This window comes from Streptomyces sp. NPDC005728 (assembly GCF_040630895.1).
Classification (GTDB): domain Bacteria; phylum Actinomycetota; class Actinomycetes; order Streptomycetales; family Streptomycetaceae; genus Streptomyces.
In genome coordinates this window covers 15326-40524 of sequence record NZ_JBEXYL010000017.1, presented here as the reverse complement: position 1 = coordinate 40524, position 25199 = coordinate 15326, and the positions used below count along the sequence as shown (strand labels likewise).

The 25199-nt window shown below is 70.3% G+C and carries 22 protein-coding genes; 6 read left to right on the top strand and 16 right to left on the bottom strand.

Features of this window, described 5'->3' with window-relative positions; all coding sequences use genetic code 11:
* Positions 1-148: 148 nt before the first annotated feature.
* The 4 genes from ABZ471_RS14480 (at position 149) to ABZ471_RS14465 (ending at position 4974) form a co-directional block, all read left to right on the top strand.
* A complete protein-coding gene (locus ABZ471_RS14480; RefSeq protein ID WP_359066162.1) occupies positions 149-1474 on the top strand; it encodes a DUF2252 domain-containing protein in 1326 nt (441 codons plus the stop codon).
* Positions 1475-1541: 67 nt separating this feature from the next.
* On the top strand, positions 1542-2228 hold the full coding sequence (locus ABZ471_RS14475; protein ID WP_359066160.1) for a hypothetical protein: 687 nt from the start codon (positions 1542-1544) through the stop codon (positions 2226-2228).
* Between the two features lie 127 nt (positions 2229-2355).
* Positions 2356-3198 (top strand): thioredoxin domain-containing protein, encoded by an 843-nt coding sequence (locus tag ABZ471_RS14470; RefSeq protein ID WP_359066158.1) that lies wholly within the window; start codon positions 2356-2358, stop codon positions 3196-3198.
* A 105-nt stretch (positions 3199-3303) separates the two neighbouring features.
* A complete protein-coding gene (locus ABZ471_RS14465; protein ID WP_359066156.1) occupies positions 3304-4974 on the top strand; it encodes an alkaline phosphatase D family protein in 1671 nt (556 codons plus the stop codon).
* 6 nt (positions 4975-4980) lie between these two features.
* Here ABZ471_RS14465 and ABZ471_RS14460 read toward each other — a convergent pair whose 3' ends face one another.
* Positions 4981-5550 (bottom strand): dienelactone hydrolase family protein, encoded by a 570-nt coding sequence (locus ABZ471_RS14460; RefSeq protein ID WP_359066154.1) that lies wholly within the window; start codon positions 5548-5550, stop codon positions 4981-4983.
* Positions 5551-5654: 104 nt separating this feature from the next.
* On the opposite strand from ABZ471_RS14460, the gene ABZ471_RS14455 reads away from it, so the two are divergent.
* Positions 5655-6737, top strand: coding sequence for a mechanosensitive ion channel domain-containing protein (locus ABZ471_RS14455; protein WP_359066152.1), 1083 nt, complete (start codon positions 5655-5657; stop codon positions 6735-6737).
* Here ABZ471_RS14455 and ABZ471_RS14450 read toward each other — a convergent pair.
* The 6 genes from ABZ471_RS14450 to ABZ471_RS14425 form a co-directional block, all read right to left on the bottom strand.
* Positions 6709-7449: an SDR family oxidoreductase gene (locus tag ABZ471_RS14450; protein ID WP_359066150.1), complete on the bottom strand. Its 741-nt coding sequence runs from the start codon at positions 7447-7449 to the stop codon at positions 6709-6711. The two genes, ABZ471_RS14455 and ABZ471_RS14450, sit on opposite strands and share 29 nt — an antisense overlap.
* A gap of 121 nt (positions 7450-7570) precedes the next feature.
* Positions 7571-9157, bottom strand: a complete 1587-nt coding sequence (locus ABZ471_RS14445) for a Na+/H+ antiporter (protein WP_359066148.1) — start codon at positions 9155-9157, stop codon at positions 7571-7573.
* An 86-nt stretch (positions 9158-9243) separates the two neighbouring features.
* Complete coding sequence (locus tag ABZ471_RS14440) at positions 9244-9711, bottom strand: GNAT family N-acetyltransferase (protein ID WP_359066146.1); 468 nt, start codon at positions 9709-9711, stop codon at positions 9244-9246.
* Complete coding sequence (locus ABZ471_RS14435; protein WP_359066144.1) at positions 9708-10652, bottom strand: RluA family pseudouridine synthase; 945 nt, start codon at positions 10650-10652, stop codon at positions 9708-9710. Before ABZ471_RS14435 ends, ABZ471_RS14440 begins: the two co-directional genes overlap by 4 nt.
* A gap of 73 nt (positions 10653-10725) precedes the next feature.
* Positions 10726-11325, bottom strand: a complete 600-nt coding sequence (gene lspA / locus ABZ471_RS14430) for a signal peptidase II (RefSeq protein WP_359066142.1) — start codon at positions 11323-11325, stop codon at positions 10726-10728.
* 67 nt (positions 11326-11392) lie between these two features.
* Positions 11393-12652, bottom strand: a complete 1260-nt coding sequence (locus ABZ471_RS14425; protein ID WP_359066140.1) for a TraR/DksA C4-type zinc finger protein — start codon at positions 12650-12652, stop codon at positions 11393-11395.
* A gap of 603 nt (positions 12653-13255) precedes the next feature.
* On the opposite strand from ABZ471_RS14425, the gene ileS reads away from it, so the two are divergent.
* Entirely contained in the window at positions 13256-16399 is a 3144-nt protein-coding gene (ileS, locus tag ABZ471_RS14420; RefSeq protein WP_359066138.1) for an isoleucine--tRNA ligase, read from the top strand.
* A 227-nt stretch (positions 16400-16626) separates the two neighbouring features.
* Here ileS and ABZ471_RS14415 read toward each other — a convergent pair whose 3' ends face one another.
* From ABZ471_RS14415 to ftsW, 9 genes are all read right to left on the bottom strand, one after another.
* On the bottom strand, positions 16627-17805 hold the full coding sequence (locus ABZ471_RS14415; protein ID WP_359066136.1) for a DivIVA domain-containing protein: 1179 nt from the start codon (positions 17803-17805) through the stop codon (positions 16627-16629).
* A gap of 55 nt (positions 17806-17860) precedes the next feature.
* The gene (locus tag ABZ471_RS14410; protein ID WP_359066134.1) at positions 17861-18148 is read right to left on the bottom strand and encodes a YggT family protein; all 288 of its coding nucleotides are present in this window, start codon (positions 18146-18148) and stop codon (positions 17861-17863) included.
* A 50-nt stretch (positions 18149-18198) separates the two neighbouring features.
* A complete protein-coding gene (sepF, locus tag ABZ471_RS14405) occupies positions 18199-18840 on the bottom strand; it encodes a cell division protein SepF (protein ID WP_359066132.1) in 642 nt (213 codons plus the stop codon).
* Positions 18841-18969: 129 nt separating this feature from the next.
* Complete coding sequence (locus ABZ471_RS14400; RefSeq protein ID WP_359066130.1) at positions 18970-19689, bottom strand: YggS family pyridoxal phosphate-dependent enzyme; 720 nt, start codon at positions 19687-19689, stop codon at positions 18970-18972.
* A gap of 6 nt (positions 19690-19695) precedes the next feature.
* Positions 19696-20424, bottom strand: coding sequence for a peptidoglycan editing factor PgeF (gene pgeF / locus ABZ471_RS14395; RefSeq protein ID WP_359066128.1), 729 nt, complete (start codon positions 20422-20424; stop codon positions 19696-19698).
* The gene (gene ftsZ / locus ABZ471_RS14390; RefSeq protein ID WP_359066126.1) at positions 20421-21623 is read right to left on the bottom strand and encodes a cell division protein FtsZ; all 1203 of its coding nucleotides are present in this window, start codon (positions 21621-21623) and stop codon (positions 20421-20423) included. Before ftsZ ends, pgeF begins: the two co-directional genes overlap by 4 nt.
* A gap of 278 nt (positions 21624-21901) precedes the next feature.
* Entirely contained in the window at positions 21902-22696 is a 795-nt protein-coding gene (locus ABZ471_RS14385; RefSeq protein WP_359066124.1) for an FtsQ-type POTRA domain-containing protein, read from the bottom strand.
* 26 nt (positions 22697-22722) lie between these two features.
* Positions 22723-23811: an undecaprenyldiphospho-muramoylpentapeptide beta-N-acetylglucosaminyltransferase gene (murG, locus tag ABZ471_RS14380; RefSeq protein WP_359066122.1), complete on the bottom strand. Its 1089-nt coding sequence runs from the start codon at positions 23809-23811 to the stop codon at positions 22723-22725.
* A 6-nt stretch (positions 23812-23817) separates the two neighbouring features.
* A complete protein-coding gene (ftsW, locus tag ABZ471_RS14375) occupies positions 23818-25179 on the bottom strand; it encodes a putative lipid II flippase FtsW (RefSeq protein ID WP_359066120.1) in 1362 nt (453 codons plus the stop codon).
* Between the last annotated feature and the right edge of the window lie 20 nt (positions 25180-25199).

Here is a 25199-nt window from a genome sequence, read left to right as displayed (position 1 = left end):
ACTGACACACACGGCCGTTCCCCGCGTACCTTCGTGCGGGAACCGGGCACTCCCGCGTGGCGTCGCCCGTTGGAGACGGCGGAAGCGCTGTCATACCCGGTTCCTGCACGTTCCCGCACCACCAGTCCCGTACCAGGAGGCACCCGCGATGTCGGTCCCCCAGCTCAGCGACGAGCAGCGCGGCGAGGAGATCCTCACCGTCTTCGACACCGCCTTCGGCCGGCTCCTGGCCGCCGACCCGGCCGCGTTCCGCGTGAAGTTCCGGAAGATGGCGGCCTCGGCGTTCGCGTTCTACCGGGGCACGGCGGCCCTCTTCTACCACGACCTCGACGCGGAGAAGCGCGGCGGCCCGTACCTGGACGACCGCACCTCGCGCGTGTGGATCCACGGCGACCTGCACGCCGAGAACTTCGGCACCTACATGGACTCCAACGGCCGCCTGGTCTTCAACGTCAACGACTTCGACGAGGCCTACGTCGGCCCGTTCACCTGGGACCTGAAGCGCTTCGCCGCCTCCGTCGCGCTCATCGGGTACGCGAAGGCGCTCAGCGACGAGCAGATCACCGAGCTGGTGACGATCTACGCGGCCGCCTACCGCGAGCGCATCCACGCCCTGGCCACGGGCGCCAAGAGCGACGAGGTGCCGCCGTTCACGCTGGACACCGCGCAGGGTCCGCTGCTGGACGCGCTGCGTGACGCCCGCTCGCTGACCCGCTTCGGGTTGCTGGAGTCGATGACCGAGATCCGCGACTTCGAGCGCCGCTTCGCCCCGGGCGGCGGCTCCATCGAGCTGGACGCGGCCACCCGCTACAAGGTGCTGGCCGCCTTCGACGGCTACCTGGAGACCCTGCCGGACTCCTCCCTGGCCCGCCCGGACTCGTACCGGGTGAAGGACGTCGTGGGCCGTCGCGGCATCGGCATCGGCTCGGCCGGCCTGCCGTCGTACAACATCCTCCTGGAGGGTCACAGCGACGCCCTGGAGAACGACGTCGTGATCTACATCAAGCAGGCCCAGACCCCGGCCGTCTCTCGGCACATCACGGACCCGGCGATCGCGGAGTACTTCCAGCACGAGGGCCACCGCACGGTGATCTCCCAGCGTGCCCTGCAGGCGCACGCCGACCCGTGGCTGGGCTGGACCGAGCTGGACGGCGCGGGCCAGCTGGTCGCCGAGGTCTCGCCGTACGCCGTCGACCTGGACTGGGGCGACATCGACGACCCGGAGGAGATCGCGGCCGTCGTCGCCGACCTGGGCCGGGCCACGGCCACGATGCACGCGGCGGCGGACGACACCTCCGGCGAGTCCCTGGTGCCGTTCTCCACCGAGCGGGCCATCGACGCGGCGCTCGCCGCCGACGAGGAGGGCTTCGCGCCGCTCCTGGTGGACTTCGCGCACGGCTACGGCGCACGCGCGCGTGCCGACCACCAGGTCTTCGTCGACCTGTTCCGCAACGGCCGGATTCCGGGGCTGTAACGTCGCACACTCACAGGCACCCTTTAGGGGTCCCTTAACCGCGTACGTGACACACTCTCCTTTCGCTATGGACATATCCGGGACCCAGCTCAGAGCCGTGCGCGCGGCGCTGTTCACGGCCGTGGTCGTGACGCTCAGCACCGCGTCGCACGTCCTGCTGTCCCGGGCCCCGCTGCCGGTCTCGACCGTGGCCGCGGTCGCCGCCGGAGTGTTCCTCACCGCGTACGCACTGGCGGGCCGCGAGCGCGGCTTCGGCCGGATCGCTGCCCTGCTGGTCCCGCTGGAGCTGGCCGCGGACACGGTCTTCACCACTGGCCAGCACGCCTGTTACGGCAGGGTGGGCGGCCCGGTCGCAGGTCCGCTGCGCGCCGTCGGCCTGGACGTGCTGTGCCAGGGCGCCGTGGGCACCCCGCTGGCCCAGGTGACCGGCGGCTCGGGCCGCGGCGCCGGGGCCCTGCTCGCGCACGCCAGCCCGGCAGCCGCCTGGCTGCTGCTCGCCGCGCACATCTGCGTGGGGCTGCTGGCCGCCGCCTGGCTGCGCCGCGGCGAGCGGGCCCTGACCCAGCTGCTGCGCGCGGTTGCCGCGGTCACCTTCCGGCCGCTGCTGCTCGCGGTCGCCGGCACCGCACGGCTTTCCCCGGCGCGCCGGCTGCCGCGTCCGGCGCCTCGGCCGGCCGTCGCCCGCGACCGGCTTCTCGTGCACTCCCTGGGACGGCGTGGACCGCCGTGCTCCCTCGCCGCCGCCCTCGCCTGAGCGACGACCGCTCTCGCCCGGTGCGACGGCAGCCGGGCCCCGCCTCGGCGGCGGCATCTGAGCACGACCAGTCCCCCACACGTATCCCGCGTACGACGTGTGCGCGTCCCAGATGGAGATCACCGACATGAGCAAGCGGAACAGCCAGACGGCGAAGACGGCGGCCCGGGAGCGGCTGCGCCAGGAGCGCGAGCGGCAGGCCAAGCGCGACAAGGTCAGGCGGCAGGTCATCGTGGCCGCCTCGGTCGTGGGCGTGCTGGCCGCGGCCGGCGGCATCGGCTATGCCGTCGTCCAGGCCAACAAGCCCTCCTACTGGGACGGTCTGAAGGATGCCAAGGTCGTCACCCCTGCCAACACCACGGGCGCCAAGGGCACCACGGTCGTCATAGGCAAGGACACCGCCAAGAAGACCCTCAAGGTCTACGAGGACCCGCGCTGCCCGGTCTGCGCCTCGTTCGAGCAGACCGTCGGCTCCACGGTGAAGAAGGACATCGACGACGGCAAGTTCAAGATCGAGTACATCGGCGGCACGTTCATCGACGGCGACCAGCTCGGCAAGGACAAGATCGGCAGCAACGGCGAGGGCTCCAAGAACGCGATGAGCGCCATGGGCGCCGCGCTGAACGTCAGCCCGGAGGCCTTCCTGGAGTACAAGACCGCGCTCTACTCCGCGAAGTACCACCCGGCGGAGACGAACGACAAGTTCAAGAGCGACTCCTACCTCATCGAGGTCGCCGACACCGTCCCCGCGCTGAAGAACAACGCCAAGTTCCAGAACGCGGTGAAGAACGGCACCTACGACGCCTGGGCGCTGGCCATGTCGAAGACCTTCGACACCAACAAGGAGGGCGTGACCGGCACCCCGAGCTTCGTCGTGGACGGCAAGAAGCTCACCGCCGACAGCCAGGGCAACCCGCCCATGAGCGTGGCCGACTTCAACAGGGTGATGGACGCGGCCCTCAAGGGCTGACCTCCCGTCAGGACCTGATCACCGCGTGAAGAGCGGGCGAACTTTCGAAGTTCGCCCGCTCTTATGCATACCAATCAGTAAAACTGGTCAGTAACCTGATCGGCCGTGACCAGTCGATACCAGCCATCCGAGGCAGCCAAGCGCCTCAACTCGCTTACCCCTCGCCGCCGTACGGTCGTCAAGGCCGCGGCGGCGACTGCTGTCCTGGCAGGCCCGCTCGCCGCCGCTCTCCCGGCACGCGCCGCCACGGACACCCCCGCCTTCCTGCACGGCGTCGCCTCCGGTGACCCGCTGCCCGACGGCGTCCTGCTGTGGACCCGGGTGACTCCCACCTCCGACGCGATACCCGGCTCCGGGCTCGGTCCGGACACCGAGGTCAGCTGGACCGTCGCCAAGGACAAGGCGCTGACGAACGTCGTCGCCAAGGGCTCGACCAGGGCGACCGCCGCCTCCGACCACACCGTCAAGGCGGACATCCGCGGTCTGGAGCCGGCCACCGACTACTGGTTCCGCTTCTCGGCCGGCGGCACCGACTCCCCGGTGGCGCGCACCCGCACCGCGCCGGCGGCGGACGCCGCCGTCTCCGGCCTGCGCTTCGGCGTGGTCTCCTGCGCCAACTGGGAGGCGGGTTACTTCTCCGCCTACCGCCACCTCGCGGCCCGCAGCGACCTCGACGCCTGGCTGCACCTCGGCGACTACATCTACGAGTACAAGTCCGGCGAGTACGGAACCCGGGGCAAGGTCGTCCGCCCGCACGCACCGGCGAACGAGATCATCACCCTCGCCGACTACCGGATCCGGCACGCGAAGTACAAGACCGACCCCGACCTGCAGGCGCTGCACCTGAAGGCTCCGGTCATCGCGATCTGGGACGACCACGAGTTCGCCGACAACGCCTGGTCGGGTGGCGCGGTCAACCACACCGAGGGCGCCGAGGGCACCTGGACGGCCCGTCAGGCCGCCGCCAAGCAGGCCTACTTCGAGTGGATGCCGGTCCGCACCGCGGTCGCCGGCACCACCTACCGCCGGCTGCGCTTCGGCAAGCTCGCCGACCTCTCCCTGCTGGACCTGCGCTCCTTCCGCTCCCAGCAGGCCGCCACGGCCAGCGGCTCGGTGGACGACCCGAACCGTACGATCACCGGCCGCGCCCAGCTCGACTGGCTGAAGGCCGGGCTGAAGGCCTCCGACACCAAGTGGCGGCTGGTCGGCAACTCGGTGATGATCTCGCCGTTCTCCTTCGGCTCCCTCTCCGCGGACCTGTTCAAGCCGCTCGCCAAGCTGCTCGGGCTGCCGCAGGAGGGGATCGCCGCCAACACCGACCAGTGGGACGGCTACACGGACGACCGCCGCGAGCTGCTGGACCACCTGCGCTCCAACGCCATCGGCAACACCGTCTTCCTGACCGGTGACATCCACATGGCATGGGCCAACGACGTGCCCGTGGATGCGGGCACCTACCCGCTGTCGGCGTCGGCGGCCACCGAGTTCGTGGTGACCTCGGTGACCTCCGACAACCTCGACGACATCGTGAAGGTCCCCGAGGGCACCGTCTCCGCGATAGCCTCGCCGGTCATCAGGGCCGCCAACCGGCACGTCCACTGGGTGGACACCGACCGCCACGGCTACGGCGTCCTGGACATCACCGCCGACCGTGCGCAGATGGACTACTACGTCCTGTCCGACCGCACGAACGCGAACGCGACCTCCAGCTGGGTGCGTTCGTACCGCACCTCCAGCGGCACACAGAAGGTCGAGCGCACCTACGACCCGGTGTAACCCCCGCTACAGACTGTCGAGGAAGCCGAGCGCCACCCGCCAGGTGGCCTCGGCGGCCTCCTCGTCGTAGTCCGGCAGCTCGGGGTCGGTGTAGAGGTGCCCCGCCCCGGCGTACCGGTAGACCTCCACGTCCGCCCCCGCCCTGCCCATCTGCAGGTACCAGGCGCTCAGCCAGTCGTCCGTCTCGAACGGGTCCGGCTCGGCCACGTGCAGCTGCACCGGCAGTTCGTCCGCCTGCGCGTTCGGCGCGATGTCCGAGGTGCCGTGCAGGAGCAGCAGGCCGCGCGCCTTCTCGTCACCGAGAGCCAGGGTCTGCGCGATGGAGGCGCCGAGCGAGAATCCCGCGTACACGAGCCCCCGCTCCGAGTACGGCGCCGCCGCCAGCACGGCCCGCTTCAGCAGCTCCTCCTTGCCGACGTTCTCCTTGAACTCCATGCCCTGCTCGACCGTGTCGAAGGTGCGCCCCTCGAAGAGGTCCGGGGTCCACACCTCGTGTCCCGCCGCACGCAGCCGATTCGCAGCCTCGCGCACCGCGGGCCTGAGCCCGTAGGTCGAGTGAAAGAGCATGATGTTCATGAGCCCATGGTGCCAGCCGGGCGCACGAACGCCGTACCGCGCCGTACCCCGGTGGGCCGAGAACGAGGGGTTCACGACCCCCGAGCCCGGTTAGACGCGGAGGCATGGAGAACATACTCCGCCCCTTGACCGTGGTCGGCGGTGCGGTGCTGCTTACCCTGGCCCTCGGCTGGGCCACCGACCGCCTGCTGCACAAGGCCGACGAACGAAGTCCCGGAACGCCCCTGTGGGACCTGCTGCGGCGCGGCCGCATCCCCTATCAGCTCCTCCTGTGCGCCGCCCTGCTCAGAGGCTCCTACGACCAGGCGAACCTGCTGGAGCGGCATCAGGTCGGGGTGGGCCGCATCCTGACGCTGGTGCTGATCGGGTCCGCCGCCTGGCTGGTGATCCGGATCGCCGCGGCGATCGTCGAGACCTCCTACAGCCGCTACGCGCGCGCCCACCGGGACGCGGCCCGGGTGCGCCGGGTGCGCACCCAGGTGGAGCTGATCATGCGGGTGGTCTCCGCGGTCGTCATCGTGGTCGCGATCGCCTCCATGCTGCTGACGTTCCCGGCGATGCGCGCGGCCGGTGCCTCGCTGCTGGCTTCCGCCGGCATCCTCGGCATCGTCGCCGGTGTCGCCGCCCAGTCCACCTTGTCGAACCTGTTCGCGGGGCTGCAGATCGCCTTCGGTGACATCGTGCGCATCGGTGACACGGTCGTGCTGGACGGCGAGTGGGGCACCGTCGAGGAGATCACCCTGACCTTCCTGACCGTACGGACCTGGGACGAGCGCCGGATCACCATGCCGGTGTCGTACTTCACCTCCAAACCGTTCGAGAACTGGTCACGGGGCACCCCGCAGATGACGGGCACCGTCACCTGGCACGTCGACCACGGCGCGCCGATCGAGGCGATGCGCGGGAAGCTCCGCGACATCCTGCGCGAGTGCCCGGCCTGGGACGGCCGCGCCTACGGCCTGCAGGTCACGGACACCACCCCGAACACCATCCAGGTCCGCGCCCTGGTGACCGCGAAGGACGCGGACGACATCTGGACGGTGCGGGTCACGGTCCGCGAACAGATGATCACCTGGCTGTCCGCTGACCACCCCTACGCGCTCCCCCGGGTCAACACCTCGGACGCGGCGTCCGCCCCGCGCCACGCCACGTCCCCCGTCAACGGCCCCGTTCCGTACCGCCGTTGACCTGGATGACCTGCGAGGTGATGTGCCCGGCGCCGGTCGAGGCCAGCCAGTGCAGGGTTGCGGCCACGTCCCCGGGTGTGCCGGCCCGGCCGGTCACGGTATCGGCGATGAGCCGCTCCCGCCGTGCCTCGTCCATGGTGTCTCCGAAGAACTCGGTGTCCTCGATGTACCCGGGCGCCACCACGTTCACGGTGATGCCGCGCGGCCCCAGCTCACGGGCCAGGTCGTGGGCGTACGGATGCAGTCCCGCCTTGGCCGCCGCGTACGCGCCGCTGCCCGAGCCCCGGTAGGCGGCGATGGAACTGAGGAAGAGCACCCGGCCGCCGGGTTCGGCGAGCCGGCTCTTCAGGGCTTCGGTGAGGAGAGCCGCGGTGAGGAGGTTCAGCCGGAAGTTGACGGTCCAGTTGTGGTGCACCCGGTCGAGGGGGTCGTCGCCGCCGGCCGGTGGCTCCAGGTGCCCTGCGCCGCCCGCGCTGTGCACGAGCACGTCGACGGTGCCGAGTTCCTCGGCGACGAACCGGGCGACGCCGCGCACGTCACCGGGTTCGGTGAGATCCGCCGCGCAGGTGAGCGCCCCGGGCACGCCGGCCTTCTCCAGCACCTCCGCGCGCCGCCCCAGCAGCAGCACCTGATCCCCGTCCGCCGCAAAGGCCCGCGCCGTAGCAAGCCCGATGCCCGTACCGCCACCACTGATCACGATGTTGCGAGTCATGATCCGAGAGTACGGACGACCGCGTGTGAAGGCCTGCGGTCATCCACAACTCCGGTCGGCTTGTATGAGAAGTAACCCTGGAGTCAGGAAACAGGTGCCGCACGGGTGGTGGGGAGAGATCTCAGCGCAGGCTCCGCACATCGAGATGCCGCAGCACCCGATCCACAATCTCCGGATCAGCCCCCGGCTCACTCCGCGCGGCCAACACCTCATGCCGAGCCGCACTCAACATCTCCCCCTGAATCCGCCTCACCCGCTTCACCCGGCGCTCCCGCTGCTGATGCGCCTCCCGCCGCTCCGCCTCCCCCATGTCCGGGCTGATCCGGATCCCGATGTCGAAGGCCCGCCGCAACATCTGCTCCGCCAGCTCCTCCGGCAACTCCTCCACCTGCTCGATCTCCCGCAGCCTGCGCCTGGCGGCCTTTGTGGCCCGTCGCGCCAGCTCCTCCTCGAACTCCGTCTCCCGCTCGGAGTCGGCGCGCACCCCGAGCCGCTTCACCAGCCAGGGCAGCGTCAGCCCCTGCAGCACGAGCGTGGCGATGATCACCCCGAAGGCGATGAAGATGATCTCGTCGCGCTCGGGAAAGGGAGATCCGTCGTCCGTCCTGAGCGGGATCGCCAGCGCCAGCGCCACCGAGGCCACACCGCGCATCCCGGACCACCACATCACCACGGTCTCCCGCCAGCTCACCGGGATGTCCTCGTCGTAGTCCCGCCGGGCGTGCAGCCGCTTGGTCAGCCAGGTCGCGGGCATCAGCCACAGCAGCCGTACGAGGACGACCACGCCGACGATGATGGCGGCCCAGCCGAGCAACTCGCCCCAGCGCCCGGTCGCCGTCCTGATCGCGTTGTGCAGTTCGAGGCCGATCAGCCCGAAGGCGACGCCGGTGACGAGCGTGTCGACGATGTCCCAGAAGGTGTACCCGGCCAGCCGGGTCATCACGTCGTCGGCGTCGGTGGCGTACTCGGCGAGGAAGAGGGCCGTGGTGAGCACGGCGAGCACCCCGGACCCCTGCAGCTCCTCCGCGAGCACATAGGAGGCGTACGGCACCAGTAGGGTCATCCCGATCTGCAGGGTGGGGTCGCCGAGCAGGTCCATCAGCTTGTTGGCGCCCCAGCCGAGCACCAGCCCCACCACTACCGCGACCACGGCCGACAGAACCAAGTCGAGACCGGCGTGCCAGGCCGAGAACTCCCCGCTCACGGCGGCGGCGATCGCCACGTGGTAGAGCACGATGGCCGTGACGTCGTTGAAGAGCCCCTCGCCCTCCAGGATCGACACCAGGCGGCGCGGCAGCCCGAGCTGCCCGGCGACGGCGGTGGCCGCGACCGGGTCGGGCGGGGCGATCAAAGCGCCCAGCGCGACGGCGGCGGCGACCGGCAGGCCGGGGACGATCTCGTGGGCGACGGCGGCCACACAGATCGTCGTCACGAACACCAGGGCGACGGCCAGCAGGAAGATCGGCCGCTTGTTCGCGGCGAACTGCCGCCACGAGGTCCGTCGTACGGCGGCGTAGAGGAGCGGCGGCAGCAGTCCGGGCAGGATCAGCTCCGGCGGGATCTCGACGTCGGGCACGAAGTCGGCCACTGCGAGGAACCCGCCGAGCACCGTCATCAGCACCGGTGCCGGCAGCCCGAACCGGTCGCCGACCGGGACACTCACCAGGGCCCCGAGCAGCACCACGAACAACAGAGCCAACTGATCCACGGCCGGCGCTCCGGGAGTCGACGATCACACAGCGGGCGTCCAGCCTGCCACGGCCCCCTGCCCGCCGGCCGGTACGGCGCCCTCGGCTACAGGACGCGCCGCATCGCCCGGTGCGGGATGCCGGCGTCCGGGAACTCCGGGCCGTACGCCTCGTACCCGAGCCGCTCGTAGAAGCCCAGTGCCTGGGTCTGCGCGTGCAGGTCCACCGCTGCCAGGCCACGCGCGCGTGCCGCGTCCTCGATGGCCCGCACCAGGGCCACACCGACGCCCAGCCCACGCGCCGCGCGGGCGACGGCGAGCCGTCCCAGGGAGCCCACCGAGGCGTCCCCGCCGGTCTTCCCCGCGGCCGCCTCGCCGTGCAGCAGGCGCCCGGTGCCGAGCGGCACGCCGTCCTCGCGGGCGGCCAGCACATGCACGGCCGCGGCGTCGTACGCGTCGTACTCGATCTCCTGCGGAACGCCCTGCTCGACGACGAAGACCTCCTTGCGCACCGCGAAGCAGGCCTCGCGGTCGGCGGGGTCCTCGGCGATCCGGACGGTGTACGGCGCGCTCACCCGTACGTCTCCTCGCGGACCTGGTCGAGGGCGTTCTGCAGGTCCTCCGGGTAGTCGCACGCGAACTCCACCCACTGACCGTCGCCGGGGTGCTCGAAGCCGAGCCGTACGGCGTGCAGCCACTGGCGGGTCAGGTGCAGCCGCTTGGCGAGGGTCGGGTCGGCACCGTAGGTGAGGTCGCCGACGCAGGGGTGGCGGTGAGCGGACATGTGGACGCGGATCTGGTGGGTGCGGCCGGTCTCCAGCTTCACGTCGAGCAGGGAGGCGGCGCGGAAGGCCTCGATGAGGTCGTAGTGGGTCACGGAGGGCTTGCCTTCGGCCGTGACCGCCCACTTGTAGTCGTGGTTCGGGTGCCGGCCGACCGGGGCGTCGATCGTGCCGCTCGTCGGGTCCGGGTGGCCCTGGACCAGGGTGTGGTAGCGCTTGTCGACCGTGCGCTCCTTGAACTGGCGCTTGAGCGACGTGTACGCGTACTCGGACTTCGCGACCACCATCAGACCGGAGGTACCGACGTCCAGGCGGTGCACGATGCCCTGGCGCTCGGCGGCGCCGGAGGTGGAGATCCGGTACCCGGCGGCGGCGAGGCCGCCGATGACGGTCGGGCCGCTCCAGCCCGGCGAGGGGTGCGCGGCCACGCCGACCGGCTTGACGATCACGACCACGTCATCGTCGTCGTGCACGATCTCCATGCCCTCGACCGGCTCGGCGACCACCTGCACGGGCGCGGGCGCCTGGGGCATCTCGACCTCGAGCCAGGCACCTCCGCTCACCCGCTCCGACTTGCCGACCACAGTGCCGTCGACCTGCACCTTGCCTGCCGCGGCCAGCTCGGCCGCCTTCGTACGGGAGAAGCCGAACATGCGGGAGATGGCGGCGTCGACGCGCTCACCCTCCAGGCCGTCGGGCACGGGCAGGGTACGGATCTCGGGAATCGTGCTCACCCGTCGAGTATGCCGGACAGGTCCGACGGCCCCGAACAAGCCTGTGGACAACGGCCCCGCCAAGGGGCCGGTCTCAGTCCTTGTGGACGGTGCCGTCCGGGTCCAGACCGCGGAAGGACAGCAGCACGATCAGGATGCCGCCGCACACGATCGCCGAGTCGGCGAGGTTGAACACCGCGAAGCCCTTGGGCGCGATGAAGTCCACGACCTCGCCCTGGAAGATCCCGGGCGCCCGGAAGATCCGGTCGGTGAGGTTACCGAGCGCGCCGCCGAGCAGCAGCCCGAGCGCGATCGCCCAGGGGAAGCTGTAGAGCTTGCGCGCCAGGCGAATGATCACCACGATCACGGCGGCCGCGATCAGCGTGAAGATGATCGTGAAGGCCGCGCCGAAGCCGAAGGCCGCGCCCGGGTTGCGGATGGCGTGCAGCTCCAGCAGGTCCCCGATCACCTCGATCGGAGCATGGTGCTCCAGCTTCGCGACCACCAGCATCTTGCTGATCAGGTCGAGGGCGTACGCGAACCCGGCCACCGCGAACAGCACGGCGATCCGGCGCCCGCGCCCGGTCCGCTGCCCCGCCGCCGCCTGCTGCTCACCCGCTCCGGCCGCCACCGTCCGCTCGTCGCTGTCGTCCGGGGTGTCCGGCGTACCGATGATGCGTTCCGCCTCTGCCACGTGAGTCCCTCAACCTAGGTGCCTGACTGAGGACGAGAGTACGACACGCTCCGGCGGGCTCTCGTACTCAGGAGCGGCGTTCCTGCTTCTGCTTGCACTCCACGCACAGGGTGGCCCTCGGGAACGCCTGCATGCGGGCCTTGCCGATGGGGTTGCCGCAGTTCTCGCACAGGCCGTAGGTGCCCGCGTCGAGCCGTTCCAGGGCGCGCTCGGTCTGGATCAGCATCTCGCGCGCGTTGGCGGCCAGCGCCAGCTCGTGCTCGCGCGTGATGTTCTTGGTGCCGGTGTCGGCCTGGTCGTCGCCCGCGCCGTCGCCGGAGTCCCGCATCAGGCCCGCGAGGGAGGTCTCGGAGCTGCTGATCTCGGTCCGCAGCCGCTCCGCCTCGGACAGCAGCTCGGCGCGGGCCTCCGCGACCTCCTCCGGCGTCCAGGGGTCCTCACCGGGGCGCACCGCCAGCTCGCCGGGCTCCACCGCAGCGACCCGTGCCTTCGGGACGCCGGTCTGCTGCGCCGTGGCCGTGCCAGGAGTCTTCTTCGCAACCACTGTGGTGGCTCCCGTCTGCTTCGCGGCCCGCGCCGCGCCCGCTTTCTTGGCCGTGCTCTTCTCGGCCGCCCCCGTGGAGACGTGCTCTGCGGCCGCCTTCCCCTCGGCTGCCTTCTTCCTGCCCGCCTTCGTGGCAGCCGCCCCTTCGGAGGCTCCCCGTTTCCCAGCCGACTTCTTCGCAGCCGCCCCCTCGGAGGCCGCCTTCCTCGCCGCCGGCTTCTCGGCGGCCGTCTCGGCCACGGCGGCCTTCTCGGCGTCTGTCCTCACAGAGGCCGTCTTCGTGCGGGCCACCTTCTTCGTGCCGACCGCCTCCTCGGCGACCCCCGCTTTGGCCACGGCCTTCTTGGCCGCCGCCTTCTTGCCCGCCGCCTTCTTGGCGGTCACCTTCTTGGCGGTCACCTTCGCAACCGCGTCCTGGGTGGCCACGTCCCTCGCAACCGCGTCCTTGGTCGCCGCGTCCTTCGCGGCTGCCGCCTTCCTGGCCGTCACCTTCGTCGCCGCAGCCTTCTCCACCACGGCCTCCTCGGCCACCGCCTTCGTGGCCTTCGACTTCGAAACCGGCGCCTTCTCGATGGCACGCTTCGCGCCGCCCTCCAGGGCCGCTGTCTTCTTCGTGGCTCCCTTGGCCCTGGCCGCCGTCCTCTGCTCGGCCTCCTCGGCCGTATGCGTGGTCTTCTTGCCGCCGGCTCCCTTGGCCTCGCCGCCGGAGGCAGCCGTACGGCCGGCCGCGCCCCTGGAGCGGCCGGTCGCCGGCTGCTGTACGGCGGTCTTCTTCGCCACCATGGCCGCGGCCCCTTCATATATTGTGATCTTGCTCGCGAACCGTGCTGGGACGATAAATCGACTTGAGTCCCGCGGCAACGGGGCACACCGCCCGATTCGCCCGCCCGCACCCCCCACGCAGCGGACCTGCATCCGTTGTGCCCAGCTCCCCGCCGGGTAATCCGCCGAGCCGCACGGGCCCGGACACGGGCGCCCCTCCCCTGGCCATTCGGGTCATCGCCTCCAGGCGCGGCCGAGCACCCGCACCGGCACGAAAACCGGTCGGCCGCTGTCCGCGCGGCGCCGTACACTGGGCGGAGCGAAAAGCGTGGATGGGGACGAGTAGCGGCGTACGCAGCCCAGAGCGACCCGGGGACGGTGTGAGCCCGGGGGCGAGCGCGACGTGAAGATCACCCCGGAGCCGCCGGAAGAAAGCCGTGGAGACCCCCTCGCGGCGAGTAGAGCCGGCTTCGCGACCCCAATGAGGGGGCTCACCGGCGCGTACGGCGCGGCGGAGGGTCAAGGAGGGTGGTACCGCGGGAGCGCGCCGCACACGGCGTAGCAGGAATGAAGGCTCTCGTCCCTCCGACGGAAGGCAGCAAGTCCGTTGGAGGATGCTCGCAGATGACAGCGCCGACGTACCGCCAGGTGCCCGCACAGGTCGACCTGCCCGCGCTTGAGCACGCCGTGCTCGACTTCTGGCGCGACCAGAAGATCTTCGCCAAGAGCCTGGAGCAGTCCGAGGGCCGCCCCGAGTGGGTGTTCTACGAGGGCCCGCCCACCGCGAACGGCATGCCCGGCGCCCACCACATCGAGGCGCGCGTCTTCAAGGACGTCTTCCCCCGTTTCCGCACCATGCGGGGCTATCACGTGGCCCGCAAGGCCGGCTGGGACTGCCACGGCCTCCCGGTGGAGCTGGCGGTCGAGAAGGAGCTGGGCTTCTCCGGCAAGCAGGACATCGAGGCGTACGGCATCGCCGCGTTCAACGCCAAGTGCCGTGAGTCGGTGACCCGGCACACCGACGCCTTCTCCGAGCTGACGACCCGCATGGGCTACTGGGTCGACCTGGACGACGCCTACCGGACCATGGACCCCGAGTACGTGGAGTCGGTCTGGTGGTCACTGAAGGAGATCTTCGACAAGGGCCTGCTGGTCCAGGACCACCGCGTCGCCCCCTGGTGCCCGCGCTGCGGCACCGGTCTGTCCGACCACGAGCTGGCACAGGGCTACGAGACGGTCGTGGACCCGTCCGTGTACGTGCGCTTCCCGCTCACCTCCGGTCCGCTGGCCGGCCAGGCCGCGCTCGTGGTGTGGACGACGACCCCCTGGACGCTGGTGTCCAACACGGCGGTCGCCGCGCACCCGGAGGTCACCTACGTCGTCGCGACGAACGGCGAGGAGAAGCTCGTCGTCGCCGAGCCGCTCGTCGCCAAGGCGCTCGGCGAGGGCTGGGAGACCACCGGCGAGAGCTTCACGGGCGCCGAGATGGAGCGCTGGACCTACCAGCGTCCGTTCGAGCTGGTGGAGTTCCCGGAGCCGGCGCACTACGTGGTGAACGCCGACTACGTGACCACCGAGGACGGCACGGGTCTGGTCCACCAGTCGCCCGCCTTCGGTGAGGACGACCTCAGGGTCTGCCGGTCCTACGGCCTGCCCGTGGTCAACCCGGTCCGCCCCGACGGCACGTTCGAGGAGGACGTCCCGCTGGTCGGCGGCGTCTTCTTCAAGAAGGCGGACGAGAAGCTCACCGAGGACCTCCAGCAGCGCGGTCTGCTCTTCAAGCACATCCCGTACGAGCACAGCTACCCGCACTGCTGGCGCTGCCACACCGCGCTGCTCTACTACGCACAGCCCTCCTGGTACATCCGCACCACGGCGATCAAGGACCGCCTGATCCAGGAGAACGAGCAGACCAACTGGTTCCCGGAGACGGTCAAGCACGGCCGGTTCGGCGACTGGCTGAACAACAACATCGACTGGGCACTGTCCCGCAACCGCTACTGGGGCACCCCGCTGCCGATCTGGCGCTGCGAGGACGACCACCTCACCTGCGTCGGCTCCCGCGCGGAGCTGACCGTGCTGACCGGCACCGACCAGACCGGCCTGGACCCGCACCGCCCGTACATCGACGACGTCACGTTCGCGTGCCGTCACGACGGCTGCGGCAAGACCGCCACGCGCGTGCCCGAGGTGATCGACGCCTGGTACGACTCGGGCTCGATGCCGTTCGCGCAGTGGGGATACCCGTACAAGAACAAGGAGCTGTTCGAGAGCCGGTACCCGGCGCAGTTCATCTCCGAGGCGATCGACCAGACGCGCGGGTGGTTCTACACCCTCATGGCGGTCGGCACTCTCGTCTTCGACAAGTCGTCGTACGAGAACGTCGTCTGCCTCGGCCACATCCTCGCCGAGGACGGCCGCAAGATGTCCAAGCACCTGGGCAACACCCTGGACCCGATCCCGCTCATGGACCGGCACGGCGCGGACGCGGTGCGCTGGTTCATGGCGGCCGGCGGTTCCCCGTGGGCGGCCCGCCGGGTCGGCCACGGCACCATCCAGGAGGTCGTCCGCAAGACGCTCCTCACATACTGGAACACGGTGGCCTTCCAGGCTCTGTACGCCCGTACGTCGAACTGGGCGCCGTCCGCGGCCGACCCGGCCCCGGCCGACCGCCCGCTCCTGGACCGCTGGCTGCTGTCCGAGCTGCACGCGCTCACCGACCAGGTGACCCAGGCGCTGGAGGCGTACGACACCCAGCGCGCCGGCAAGCTGCTCTCCGCGTTCGTCGACGACCTGTCCAACTGGTACGTCCGGCGCTCGCGCCGCCGCTTCTGGCAGGGCGACAAGGCCGCGCTGCGTACGCTGCACGAGGTGCTGGAGACGGTCACGAAGCTGCTGGCCCCGATCACCCCGTTCATCACCGAGCGGGTGTGGCAGGACCTGGTCGTGCCGGTGACCCCGGGTGCCCCGGACTCGGTCCACCTGGCCTCCTGGCCGGAGGCGGACCTCGGCGCCATCAATCCTGACCTGTCGAAGCAGATGGTCCTGGTCCGCCGGCTGGTGGAGCTGGGCCGTGCCACGCGCGCGGAGTCGGGCGTCAAGACGCGCCAGCCGCTGTCCCGTGCCCTCATCGCCGCCACCGGCTTCGAGGCCCTGGACCCGGAGCTGCACGTCCAGATCACCGAGGAGCTGAACGTCACCTCGCTGGCGTCCCTGGCCGAGGTCGGCGGCTCCCTGGTGGACACGACCGCCAAGGCCAACTTCCGAGCCCTGGGCAAGCGGTTCGGCAAGCGGGTGCAGGACGTGGCCAAGGCGATCGCCGCGGCCGACGCCGCCGCGCTGTCGCTGGGCCTGCGCGAGGGCACGGCGTCGGTGGAGGTCGACGGGGAGACGGTCGCCCTCGCCCCGGACGAGGTGATCATCACCGAGACCCCGCGTGAGGGCTGGTCGGTGGCCTCCGACTCGGGTGCCACGGTGGCGCTGGACCTGGAGATCACGGAGGAGCTGCGGCAGGCGGGTCTGGCCCGTGACGCGATCCGGCTGATCCAGGAAGCCCGCAAGAACAGCGGCTTGGACGTCGCCGACCGCATCGCGCTGCGCTGGACCTCCACGGACGCCGCGGTCGTCGCGGCGCTCACGGAGCATGCCGAACTGATCGCCGACGAAGTCCTGTCGACCGACTTCGCCCAGGGCGAGGCCGACGGCACGTACGGCGATGCCTTCACCGACGAGGGCCTGTCGCTGGTGTTCCGCCTGCGCAAGGCGTAAGCACCGACCGTTCGAGAAGGGCCCGGCCGTCCGCTGTGGAGGTCGGGCCCTTCTCGCATGTGCGGGTGGGTGCAGTCGACGTCCGCGGCTCTGCGCGCGCCTGAAGTACTCACCGCACCCGACACTGCCCCCTCAACACGCGTAAAAAGGGCGGGGCCCCGGATCGAAATCCGGGGCCCCGCCCTGAACGCTGCCGACGCCGTTGTCGTACTAGTGTCCGCGGCCCGTCAGTTGTCGTCCTCGTCGATCAGGAACCCGCGCATCGGCGAGGGCGCCTGGCCCATCGGGGACGGACCCTGCGGACGGACCGGAGCCATGGGCTGGGTCATCGCGGGGGTCATCTGCTGCTGGCCACCGTAGGACGGGGCGGACGGCGCAGGGCCGCCGCCCATCGTCTGGTTGCCACCGTAGGACGGGGCACCCGCGCCGGCCGGAGCCATGGAGGGCGCCGGGGACGGCGGGAGGGACGCGGCGGCCGGGGTCCGCGGCGGAGCCAGGGAGTCGTCGGCCTGTGTCTCCAGCTGGCGCAGCTGCGACTCCAGGTACGACTTCAGACGCGTGCGGTACTCGCGCTCGAAGCCGCGCAGGTCCTCGACCTTGCGCTCCAGCGTGGCGCGCGCGGACTCCAGGGAGCCCATGGCGACGCGGTGCTTCTCCTGCGCGTCCCGCTCGAGAGCGTCGGCCTTGGCACGTGCGTCACGCTCCAGACCCTCGGCGCGGCTGCGGGCCTCGCCGACGATCTTGTTGGCCTCGGAGCGGGCCTCGGCGATCGCCTGGTCGGCGGTCTGCTGAGCCAGCGAGAGGACTCGGGCGGCGCTGTCGCCACCAGGGCCCTGACCGGGGCCGCCCATCGGACCGCCCATGGGGCCGCCCATCGGGCCACCCATCTGCTGCGGCATGGGCGGCTGACCGCCCATGGGGCCCTGACCCATCGGACCCTGACCCATCGGACCCTGGCCCATCGGACCCTGGCCCATCGGACCGGGACCCTGCGGGCCGCCCTGCCCGCCGGGCCCGGCGGGCAGCTGCGGGGCGCCGCTCGGCAGCTGGGGCGGGCCACCCATGGGGCCACCCATCTGCTGCTGCGGCGGGCCCGATATGCCGGCGGGCACCGGAGCGCCGGGACCTCGCATCCCCTGCTGAGGCATTCCCTGCGGCGGCATGCCCTGCTGAGGCATGCCCTGCTGGTCCTGCTCCGGAGGCTTGCGCATGTTCTGCTGATTCTGGGCAGCCGCACGCGTGGCCGCGGCCAGCTTGGCGCGCAGGTCCTCGTTCTCCCGGAGCAGACGGGTCAGTTCGGCTTCGACCTCGTCGAGGAAGGCATCGACCTCGTCCTCGTCATAGCCTTCTCGGAGGCGGACGGTCGTGAACTGCTTGTTCCGCACGTCCTCGGGGGTCAACGGCATCTCTTCACCTCAACGTAGTCATCGGCAGTCGGCAAGACCGTATCGTCCGCCCTCATCACAGGAAGCTCCGCGCAACGGCGATGAGGATATAGACGATGATCATCAGTACGAAGAAGGACAGGTCGAGCGCCACGCCCCCGAGACGCAGCGGCGGAATGAACCGCCGCAGAAGCTTCAGCGGTGGATCGGTGACAGTGTAGGTGGCCTCCAGGACGACCACCATCGCCTTGCCGGGTTGCCACGAGCGGGCGAACTGGAAGACGTAGTCCATGACCAGCCGGAAAATCAGCACGACGAGGAACACCATCAGCGCGATGTAGATCACCTGCGCGAACACGCTCATGGCCTGGCTTTCCCTCTCCCCTGTCCCATGCTTCTTTCCGGTGGTACGTCTCAGCTCTGGTTGAAGAACCCGCCCTCTGCGATGCGGGCCTTGTCCTCCGCCGTGACATCGACGTTAGCAGGAGACAACAGGAACACCTTCTGCGTCACCCGCTCGATACTGCCGTGAAGACCAAACACCAAACCAGCCGCAAAGTCGACAAGTCGCTTCGCATCTGTGTCGTCCATCTCAGTCAGATTCATGATCACCGGAGTGCCCTCGCGGAAGTGTTCCCCGATGGTACGGGCCTCGTTGTAGGTCCGGGGGTGAAGCGTGGTGATCCGGTACGGCTCTCGTTCAGACACGACCTTGGGCATGATCACCGGTGCGTTCTTCTCCAGGGACTGACGTTCTTGTGTGATGGATGCCACGGGCGCGATGCGCGCCGGACGCCCGGATTCCGCGGCGAGCGAAGTCGAACGGGCCACGGGTTCGCGCGGCGCGGGCGGTTGCACGATTCGCACCTCTTCGTCCCTTTGGGACTGATGTGCGGCGTGTGACTGGTGTGACGATTCGTGCCGTCGGTGGTCCCGCTCGGGCTCCGGGTCCAGCTCGGGCTCGAAGTCGTCGTCGGGGTCGAATCCGCGGCCGTCGTACCCATCGTCCTCCACGAGGCCGAGGTAGACCGCCATCTTGCGCATCGCGCCGGCCATGCTCTGAGTCCTCCGCTCTGTGGTGGATCGACTGACGACTGCCAAGTGCCCGCGATCCACGAGGTCGTTGCGCCCGCCTTGTACAGGCACTGACCATATTTTCTGCTGTGGTCCGACTTCCTGGCGACGTTACCCGAGCCTGGGGCGGACTCCGAGTACCGCGGTGCCGACGCGCACATGTGTCGCCCCGGCGGCCACGGCCTGTTCGAGGTCCGCACTCATCCCTGCCGACACCATGGTTGCAGCCGGATGGGCCCGGCGCAGGTCAGTCGACAAATCCATGAGCCGCTCGAATGCCGCCTGTTCGTGCCCCGCGTACTCCCCGGCGAGCGGGGCGACGGTCATCAGTCCGTCGAGCCGCAGTCCCGGAGCCTGCGCCACGATCCCGGCCAACTCTTCGATTCCGCCGGGCGCTACGCCACCGCGCTCGCCCCGCTCGCTTTCACCGGCGTCGAGCGCGACCTGGATGAGACACCCGACCTCGCGCTCCGCCCGGACGGCCTCGTTGGACAGCGCCGTGACGAGTCGCGCACGGTCCACGGACTGCACCACATCCGCGTAACCGACCACGGAACGCACTTTGTTGGTCTGCAATTGACCGACAAAATGCCATTTGAGGGGCAGATCCGCGCAAGCGGCGGCCTTCGGGGCCGCGTCCTGGTCTCGGTTCTCGGCGACATGGCGCACACCGAGTTCCGACAAAATCCGCACATCGCTCGCCGGGTAGGTCTTGGTGACCACGATCAGGGTCACCTCCTCCCGCTTGCGCCCCGCCGCCGCACACGCGGCGGCGATGCGCCGTTCCACATTCGCCAGGTTTGCGGCGAGTTCGGTCTTACGGTCCGTCATGCCCCATCAGTCCAGCCAGACATAGCTCGCGAGCCGCCCGGTGGTGCGGTCGCGGCGGTACGAGAAGTGGTCGCCCGACTCCAGCGTGCACACCGGCGAGTGCGCCCGGTCGCACACCCCGAGCCGGCCGAGCTGCGCATGCACTCCGGCGCTCACGTCGACCGCGGGCGTACCCCAGCTCGTTTCGGCGTGCGCGGCCGGCTCGACGGCGGCCACGTCGGCGCGCATCTGCTCCGGCACTTCGTAGCACCGGCCGCAGACGGCCGGTCCGGTGCGGGCGACGATCCGGCCCGCCTCGGCGCCGAGTTCGGTCATGGCCCGTACGGCGGCGGCGACGACCCCCTTGACCATCCCCGGCCGCCCCGCGTGCGCCGCGGCGACGATCCCGGCGGCGGGGTCGGCCAGCAGAACCGGTACGCAGTCGGCGGTGAGGACGGCGAGGGCGAGTCCCCGGCGGGCGGTGACGATCGCGTCGACCTCCGGTACGGGCCGGTCGTCCCACGGTTCGTCCACGACGACCACGTCGGCGCCGTGCACCTGGTTCATCCAGACGACCCGGTCCGCGTCCAGCCCGAGCGACTTCGCCGCCAGCTCCCGGTTGGCCCGTACCGATCCGGGATCGTCGCCGACCGCACCGCCGAGGTTGAGCTCCTCATACGGAGCGGCGCTCACCCCGCCCCACCGGTCGGTGAAGGCGAAGTGCGCGCCGCTCACGCTCTCGCGCTGTCCTATCACTTCAGGAAGTCCGGGACATCCAGTTCCTCGGCCGCGCTGTCCGCGTAGGTCCGCGACGACGGGACCGGCGGGGCGGCCGGGACGTCGGCCACCGGCTCGGGCGCCGGCTCCGGCTCCTCCTTCGGGGTCACGCTGCCGAGCGAGCCGAAGGACGGGCGGCTCTCCGGCTGCCGCACCGGAGCGGGCTCCTCACGGCGGGGCGCGGACGAGGCGGAGGCCGAGCCGAGGACGTTGTCCCGGCGGGCCGGGGGCTGGCCGCCGTCGAAGCCGGCCGCGATCACGGTGACCCGGACCTCGTCGCCGAGGGCGTCGTCGATGACGGCGCCGAAGATGATGTTGGCTTCGGGGTGTGCGGCCTCGCTGACCAGCTGGGCCGCCTCGTTGATCTCGAACAGACCGAGGTCGGAACCGCCGGAGATGGAGAGCAGGACGCCCCGGGCGCCGTCGATGGACGCCTCCAGCAGCGGCGAGGAGATCGCCATCTCGGCCGCGGCCACCGCACGGTCGTCACCGCGGGCCGAGCCGATGCCCATGAGGGCCGAACCGGCCTCGGACATGACCGACTTCACGTCGGCGAAGTCGAGGTTGATCAGGCCGGGCGTGGTGATGAGGTCGGTGATGCCCTGGACACCGGAGAGCAGGACCTGGTCGGCCGACTTGAAGGCGTCGAGGACCGAGACCTGGCGGTCCGAGATGGACAGCAGCCGGTCGTTCGGGATGACGATGAGGGTGTCGACCTCTTCACGCAGCTCCGCGATGCCGTCCTCGGCCTGGTTCGCGCGGCGTCGTCCCTCGAAGGTGAACGGGCGCGTCACCACGCCGATGGTGAGGGCGCCCAGGGAGCGTGCGATGTTGGCCACGACGGGTGCGCCGCCGGTGCCGGTGCCGCCGCCTTCACCGGCCGTCACGAAGACCATGTCGGCCCCCTTGAGGACCTCCTCGATCTCCTCGCGGTGGTCCTCGGCGGCCTTGCGGCCGACGGCCGGGTTGGCTCCGGCGCCGAGTCCACGGGTGAGTTCGCGGCCGACGTCGAGCTTGACGTCGGCGTCGCTCATCAACAGCGCCTGTGCGTCGGTGTTGATGGCAATGAACTCGACGCCCTTGAGTCCGACCTCGATCATCCGGTTGATGGCATTGACACCACCGCCGCCGACACCGATGACCTTGATGACTGCGAGGTAGTTCTGCGGTGCTGCCACGTCGAAGGCCTCTCGCCTCGAATTACGTTGTCGCCTCCGAGCGGTTCCCCGCACCGGGACGACGGATGCCGAATGGGACGGTCCGAACGCCGACCCGAACCCTAACCCTGAAGTTTAGGGTTACCAGTGTGTCTGTTCCCTGGAGTCTTCTGAACAGGACACTAAGTCGACAAGTGGCGCCCGTTCAACGAACACGCCGAACCTCCCGTTTTTCTTTTCACCCTATGTGATCAGCCGTAGCAGTGCCCAACCAGGGTGCTGGCCTGCGCTGATGTGCGTCAACTCCCCGATGACGCAGGGGCGGTGGGGACGCTGACGTCGAAGTGCCGGGCGCCGGGAGCTGCTTTCATGAGTGCTGTGAGGGCTCGTGCCTTGGCGCGGCCGTTCTCGCTGCTGCCCCACCCCACCACGCGGCCGTCGGCCAACTCCAGGGAGATGGCGTCGAAGGAGCGGACTTGGACGGTCCGGGTGTCCCGGGCGACCGCGGCCGGCAGATCGCCGGCGACCCGGACCGCCTCCCGCACCAGCCGGTCGGTGCCGAAGCGCCGGAAGCTCGCGGCACCGGAACCCGACCGAGAAGCGGTCAATTCCAGTGCCGGAACGCCTTTCGGCGCCTGCGAAACCGTAGCGAAACGGACGCCTTCGTCGTCGACTTCGATGAAGTTCCCGGCTTTCCGGACGAGCAGCACCGGCGTGCGCTCGGTCACTTTCAGGCCGATTCCATGGGGCCAGGAACGCACGACATCAACAGTGTCAATTCGGGGCAATTTCCGACGGAGTCGGGCTTCGATGCCCTCCGTGTCGACGGAAACCAGCGGTGCGCCGACCGGAACGGAGGCGGCCTCGCGTACGTCGGCGGGGGTCAGTACCAAGGTGCCGGAGACCGAGACGCGCTCCACGCGCGTCCAGGCGGAGCCGTACAACACCCAAACGGAACCGGCTCCGAGGAGTACCAGGACGACACCCAGAATGACGATCGTACGAAGGCGGGGTTTCCTCAACCGCCGCGCGGGCGGCGGGCCGGACGACTCCTGCTGGCGTTCACCGCGCTCGGCGGTCGTCGGTCCGGCCACGCTCACTGCCCTTTCGTCATACGGTCCTAACGGCGCGAGGCGATCGCCTCGTACACCATGCCGACGAGCAGCTCGTCGGCGTCCCGGCGGCCGAACTCGCCGGCGGCGCGGGACATCTCGTACAGCCGGTGCGGGTCGGCGAGCACGGGCAGGACGTTCTGCTGCACCCACTCGGGCGTGAGTTCCGCGTCGTCGACGAGGAGCCCGCCGCCGGCCTTGACCACCGGCTGGGCGTTCAGCCGCTGTTCGCCGTTGCCGATGGGCAGCGGGACGTAGGCGGCCGGGAGCCCGACGGCGGAGAGTTCGGCGACGGTCATCGCGCCCGCGCGGCAGAGCATCATGTCGGCCGCGGCGTACGCGAGGTCCATCCGGTCCAGGTAACCTACCGGGATGTAGGGGGGCATTCCCGGCATCTGGTGCACCTGCGGCAGTTCGTTCTTCGGGCCGACCGCGTGCAGGATCTGGATCCCGGCCTGCTGGAGCCACGGGGCGACCTGCTGGACCACCTCGTTGAGGCGGCGGGCACCCTGGGAGCCGCCGGAGACGAGCAGCGTGGGCAGGTTCGGGTCGAGGCCGAAGCGGGCGCGGGCCTCGGGCCGGACGGCGGCGCGGTCCAGGGTGGCGATGGAGCGGCGCAGCGGGATGCCGATGTAGCGGGCGTCGCGCAGCTTGCTGTCCGGGGTGGAGACCGCGACCCGGGCCGCGTACCGCGAGCCGATCTTGTTGGCCAGGCCGGGCCGCGCGTTGGCCTCGTGGATCACGATCGGCACGCCGAGGCGCTTGGCGGCGAGGTAGCCGGGCAGGGCGACGTAGCCGCCGAAACCGACCACGGCGTCCGCCTTGGTGCGCTCCAGGATCTGCTCCGCGGCCTTGATCGTGCCGCGCAGCCGGCCCGGGACGGTGATCAGCTCGGGCGTGGGTTTGCGGGGCAGCGGCACCGCGGGGATCAGCGCCAGCTCGTAGCCGCGCTCGGGAACGAGCCGGGTCTCAAGGCCTCGCTCCGTGCCCAGGGCCGTGATCCCCACGGTCGGGTCCTGCCTCCGCAGGGCGTCCGCGAGGGCGAGCGCGGGCTCGATGTGGCCGGCGGTCCCCCCACCAGCGAGTACGACATGCACCGAAATTCACCGCTCTCCGGACGAGCGCGCCGCCGAGGCGCGCCGTCGCATCGTGTTCCATCTCCGAGGCCCCCGCTCGGCACCGGGACCTCCAGCCCGCTTTCTACCAAACCGAGGTTGCCGCATCGCAAGCGCCGCCCGCGCAGCGGGCTCGTCGCGCGCGAAGGCGATCAGCAACCCGATGGCGAACATGGTCGGCAGCAGGGCGGACCCTCCGTAGGAGAACAGCGGGAGGGGGACGCCGGCGATCGGCAGCAGGCCGAGCACCGCACCGATGTTGATCACCGCCTGGGCGGTGATCCAGGTGGTCACACCTCCCGCGGCGTACCTCACGAAGGGGTCCTCCGTGCGTCCGGCCACGCGGATACCCGCATAGCCTAGAGCCGCGAACAGGGCGAGCACCGACAGCGTCCCCGCCAGACCCAGTTCCTCACCGGTGACGGCGAAGATGAAGTCGGTGTGCGCCTCCGGTAGTTGGCCCCATTTTTCCACACTCGCACCGAGGCCGGATCCGAAGATTCCGCCGGAGGCGAGAGCGTAGATGCCGTGCACTGCCTGCCAGCAGTCGGCCACGCCCGCCTTGGGCTCGGTGGCGCCGATGCAGGCGAGCCGGGCCATCCGGTTCGGGCTGGTCTTGATGAGGACCCCACCGATCAGACCGGCGATCGACAGCACCCCGGCGAACAGCCGGGTCGGTGCCCCCGCGAGCCACAGCACGCCGAACAGGATCGCCGTGAGGATGATCGCGGTGCCCATGTCGCCGCCGAGCATGATCAGGCCCAGCAGCAGGAAGCAGACCGGCACCAGCGGCACCAGCATGTGCTTCCACTGGGTCAGCAGCTTCTTCTCCTGCTTGCGGGCCATCAGGTCCGCGCCCCACAGCACCAGGGCGAGCTTGCCGAACTCGCTGGGCTGGATCTGGAAGGAGCCGCCGAGGGAGATCCAGTTCTGGTTGCCGTTGATCGACACCCCTATCCCGGGCACCTGCACCAGGGCCATCAGGAAGACGGCTCCGGCGAGGATCGGGTAGGCCAGCGCCCGGTGCAGCTTCACCGGCATCCGGGAGGCGACGAACAGCAGTGCACTGCCGATGACCGCGGCGAGAAACTGCTTGCGGAAGAAGTACGACCCCGGCAGCGACAGCTGCAGCGCGGTGATCTGGGAGGCCGAGTAGACCATCACCAGGCCCAGCACGGTGATCAGCAGGCTGCCGCCGAGGATCAGGTAGTAGGCGGTCAGCGGGCGGTCCCACGCCTTCTGCGCGCGCAGGTAGAACCGCAGTACGGCCTTCTCGCGCGACGGCCGGGGGGCGGCCGGACGCCGGGACGCCCGCTGCACGGGCGGCCGGCCGGTACGGCTACCGGGCATCAACGCCTCCACTGAACGTC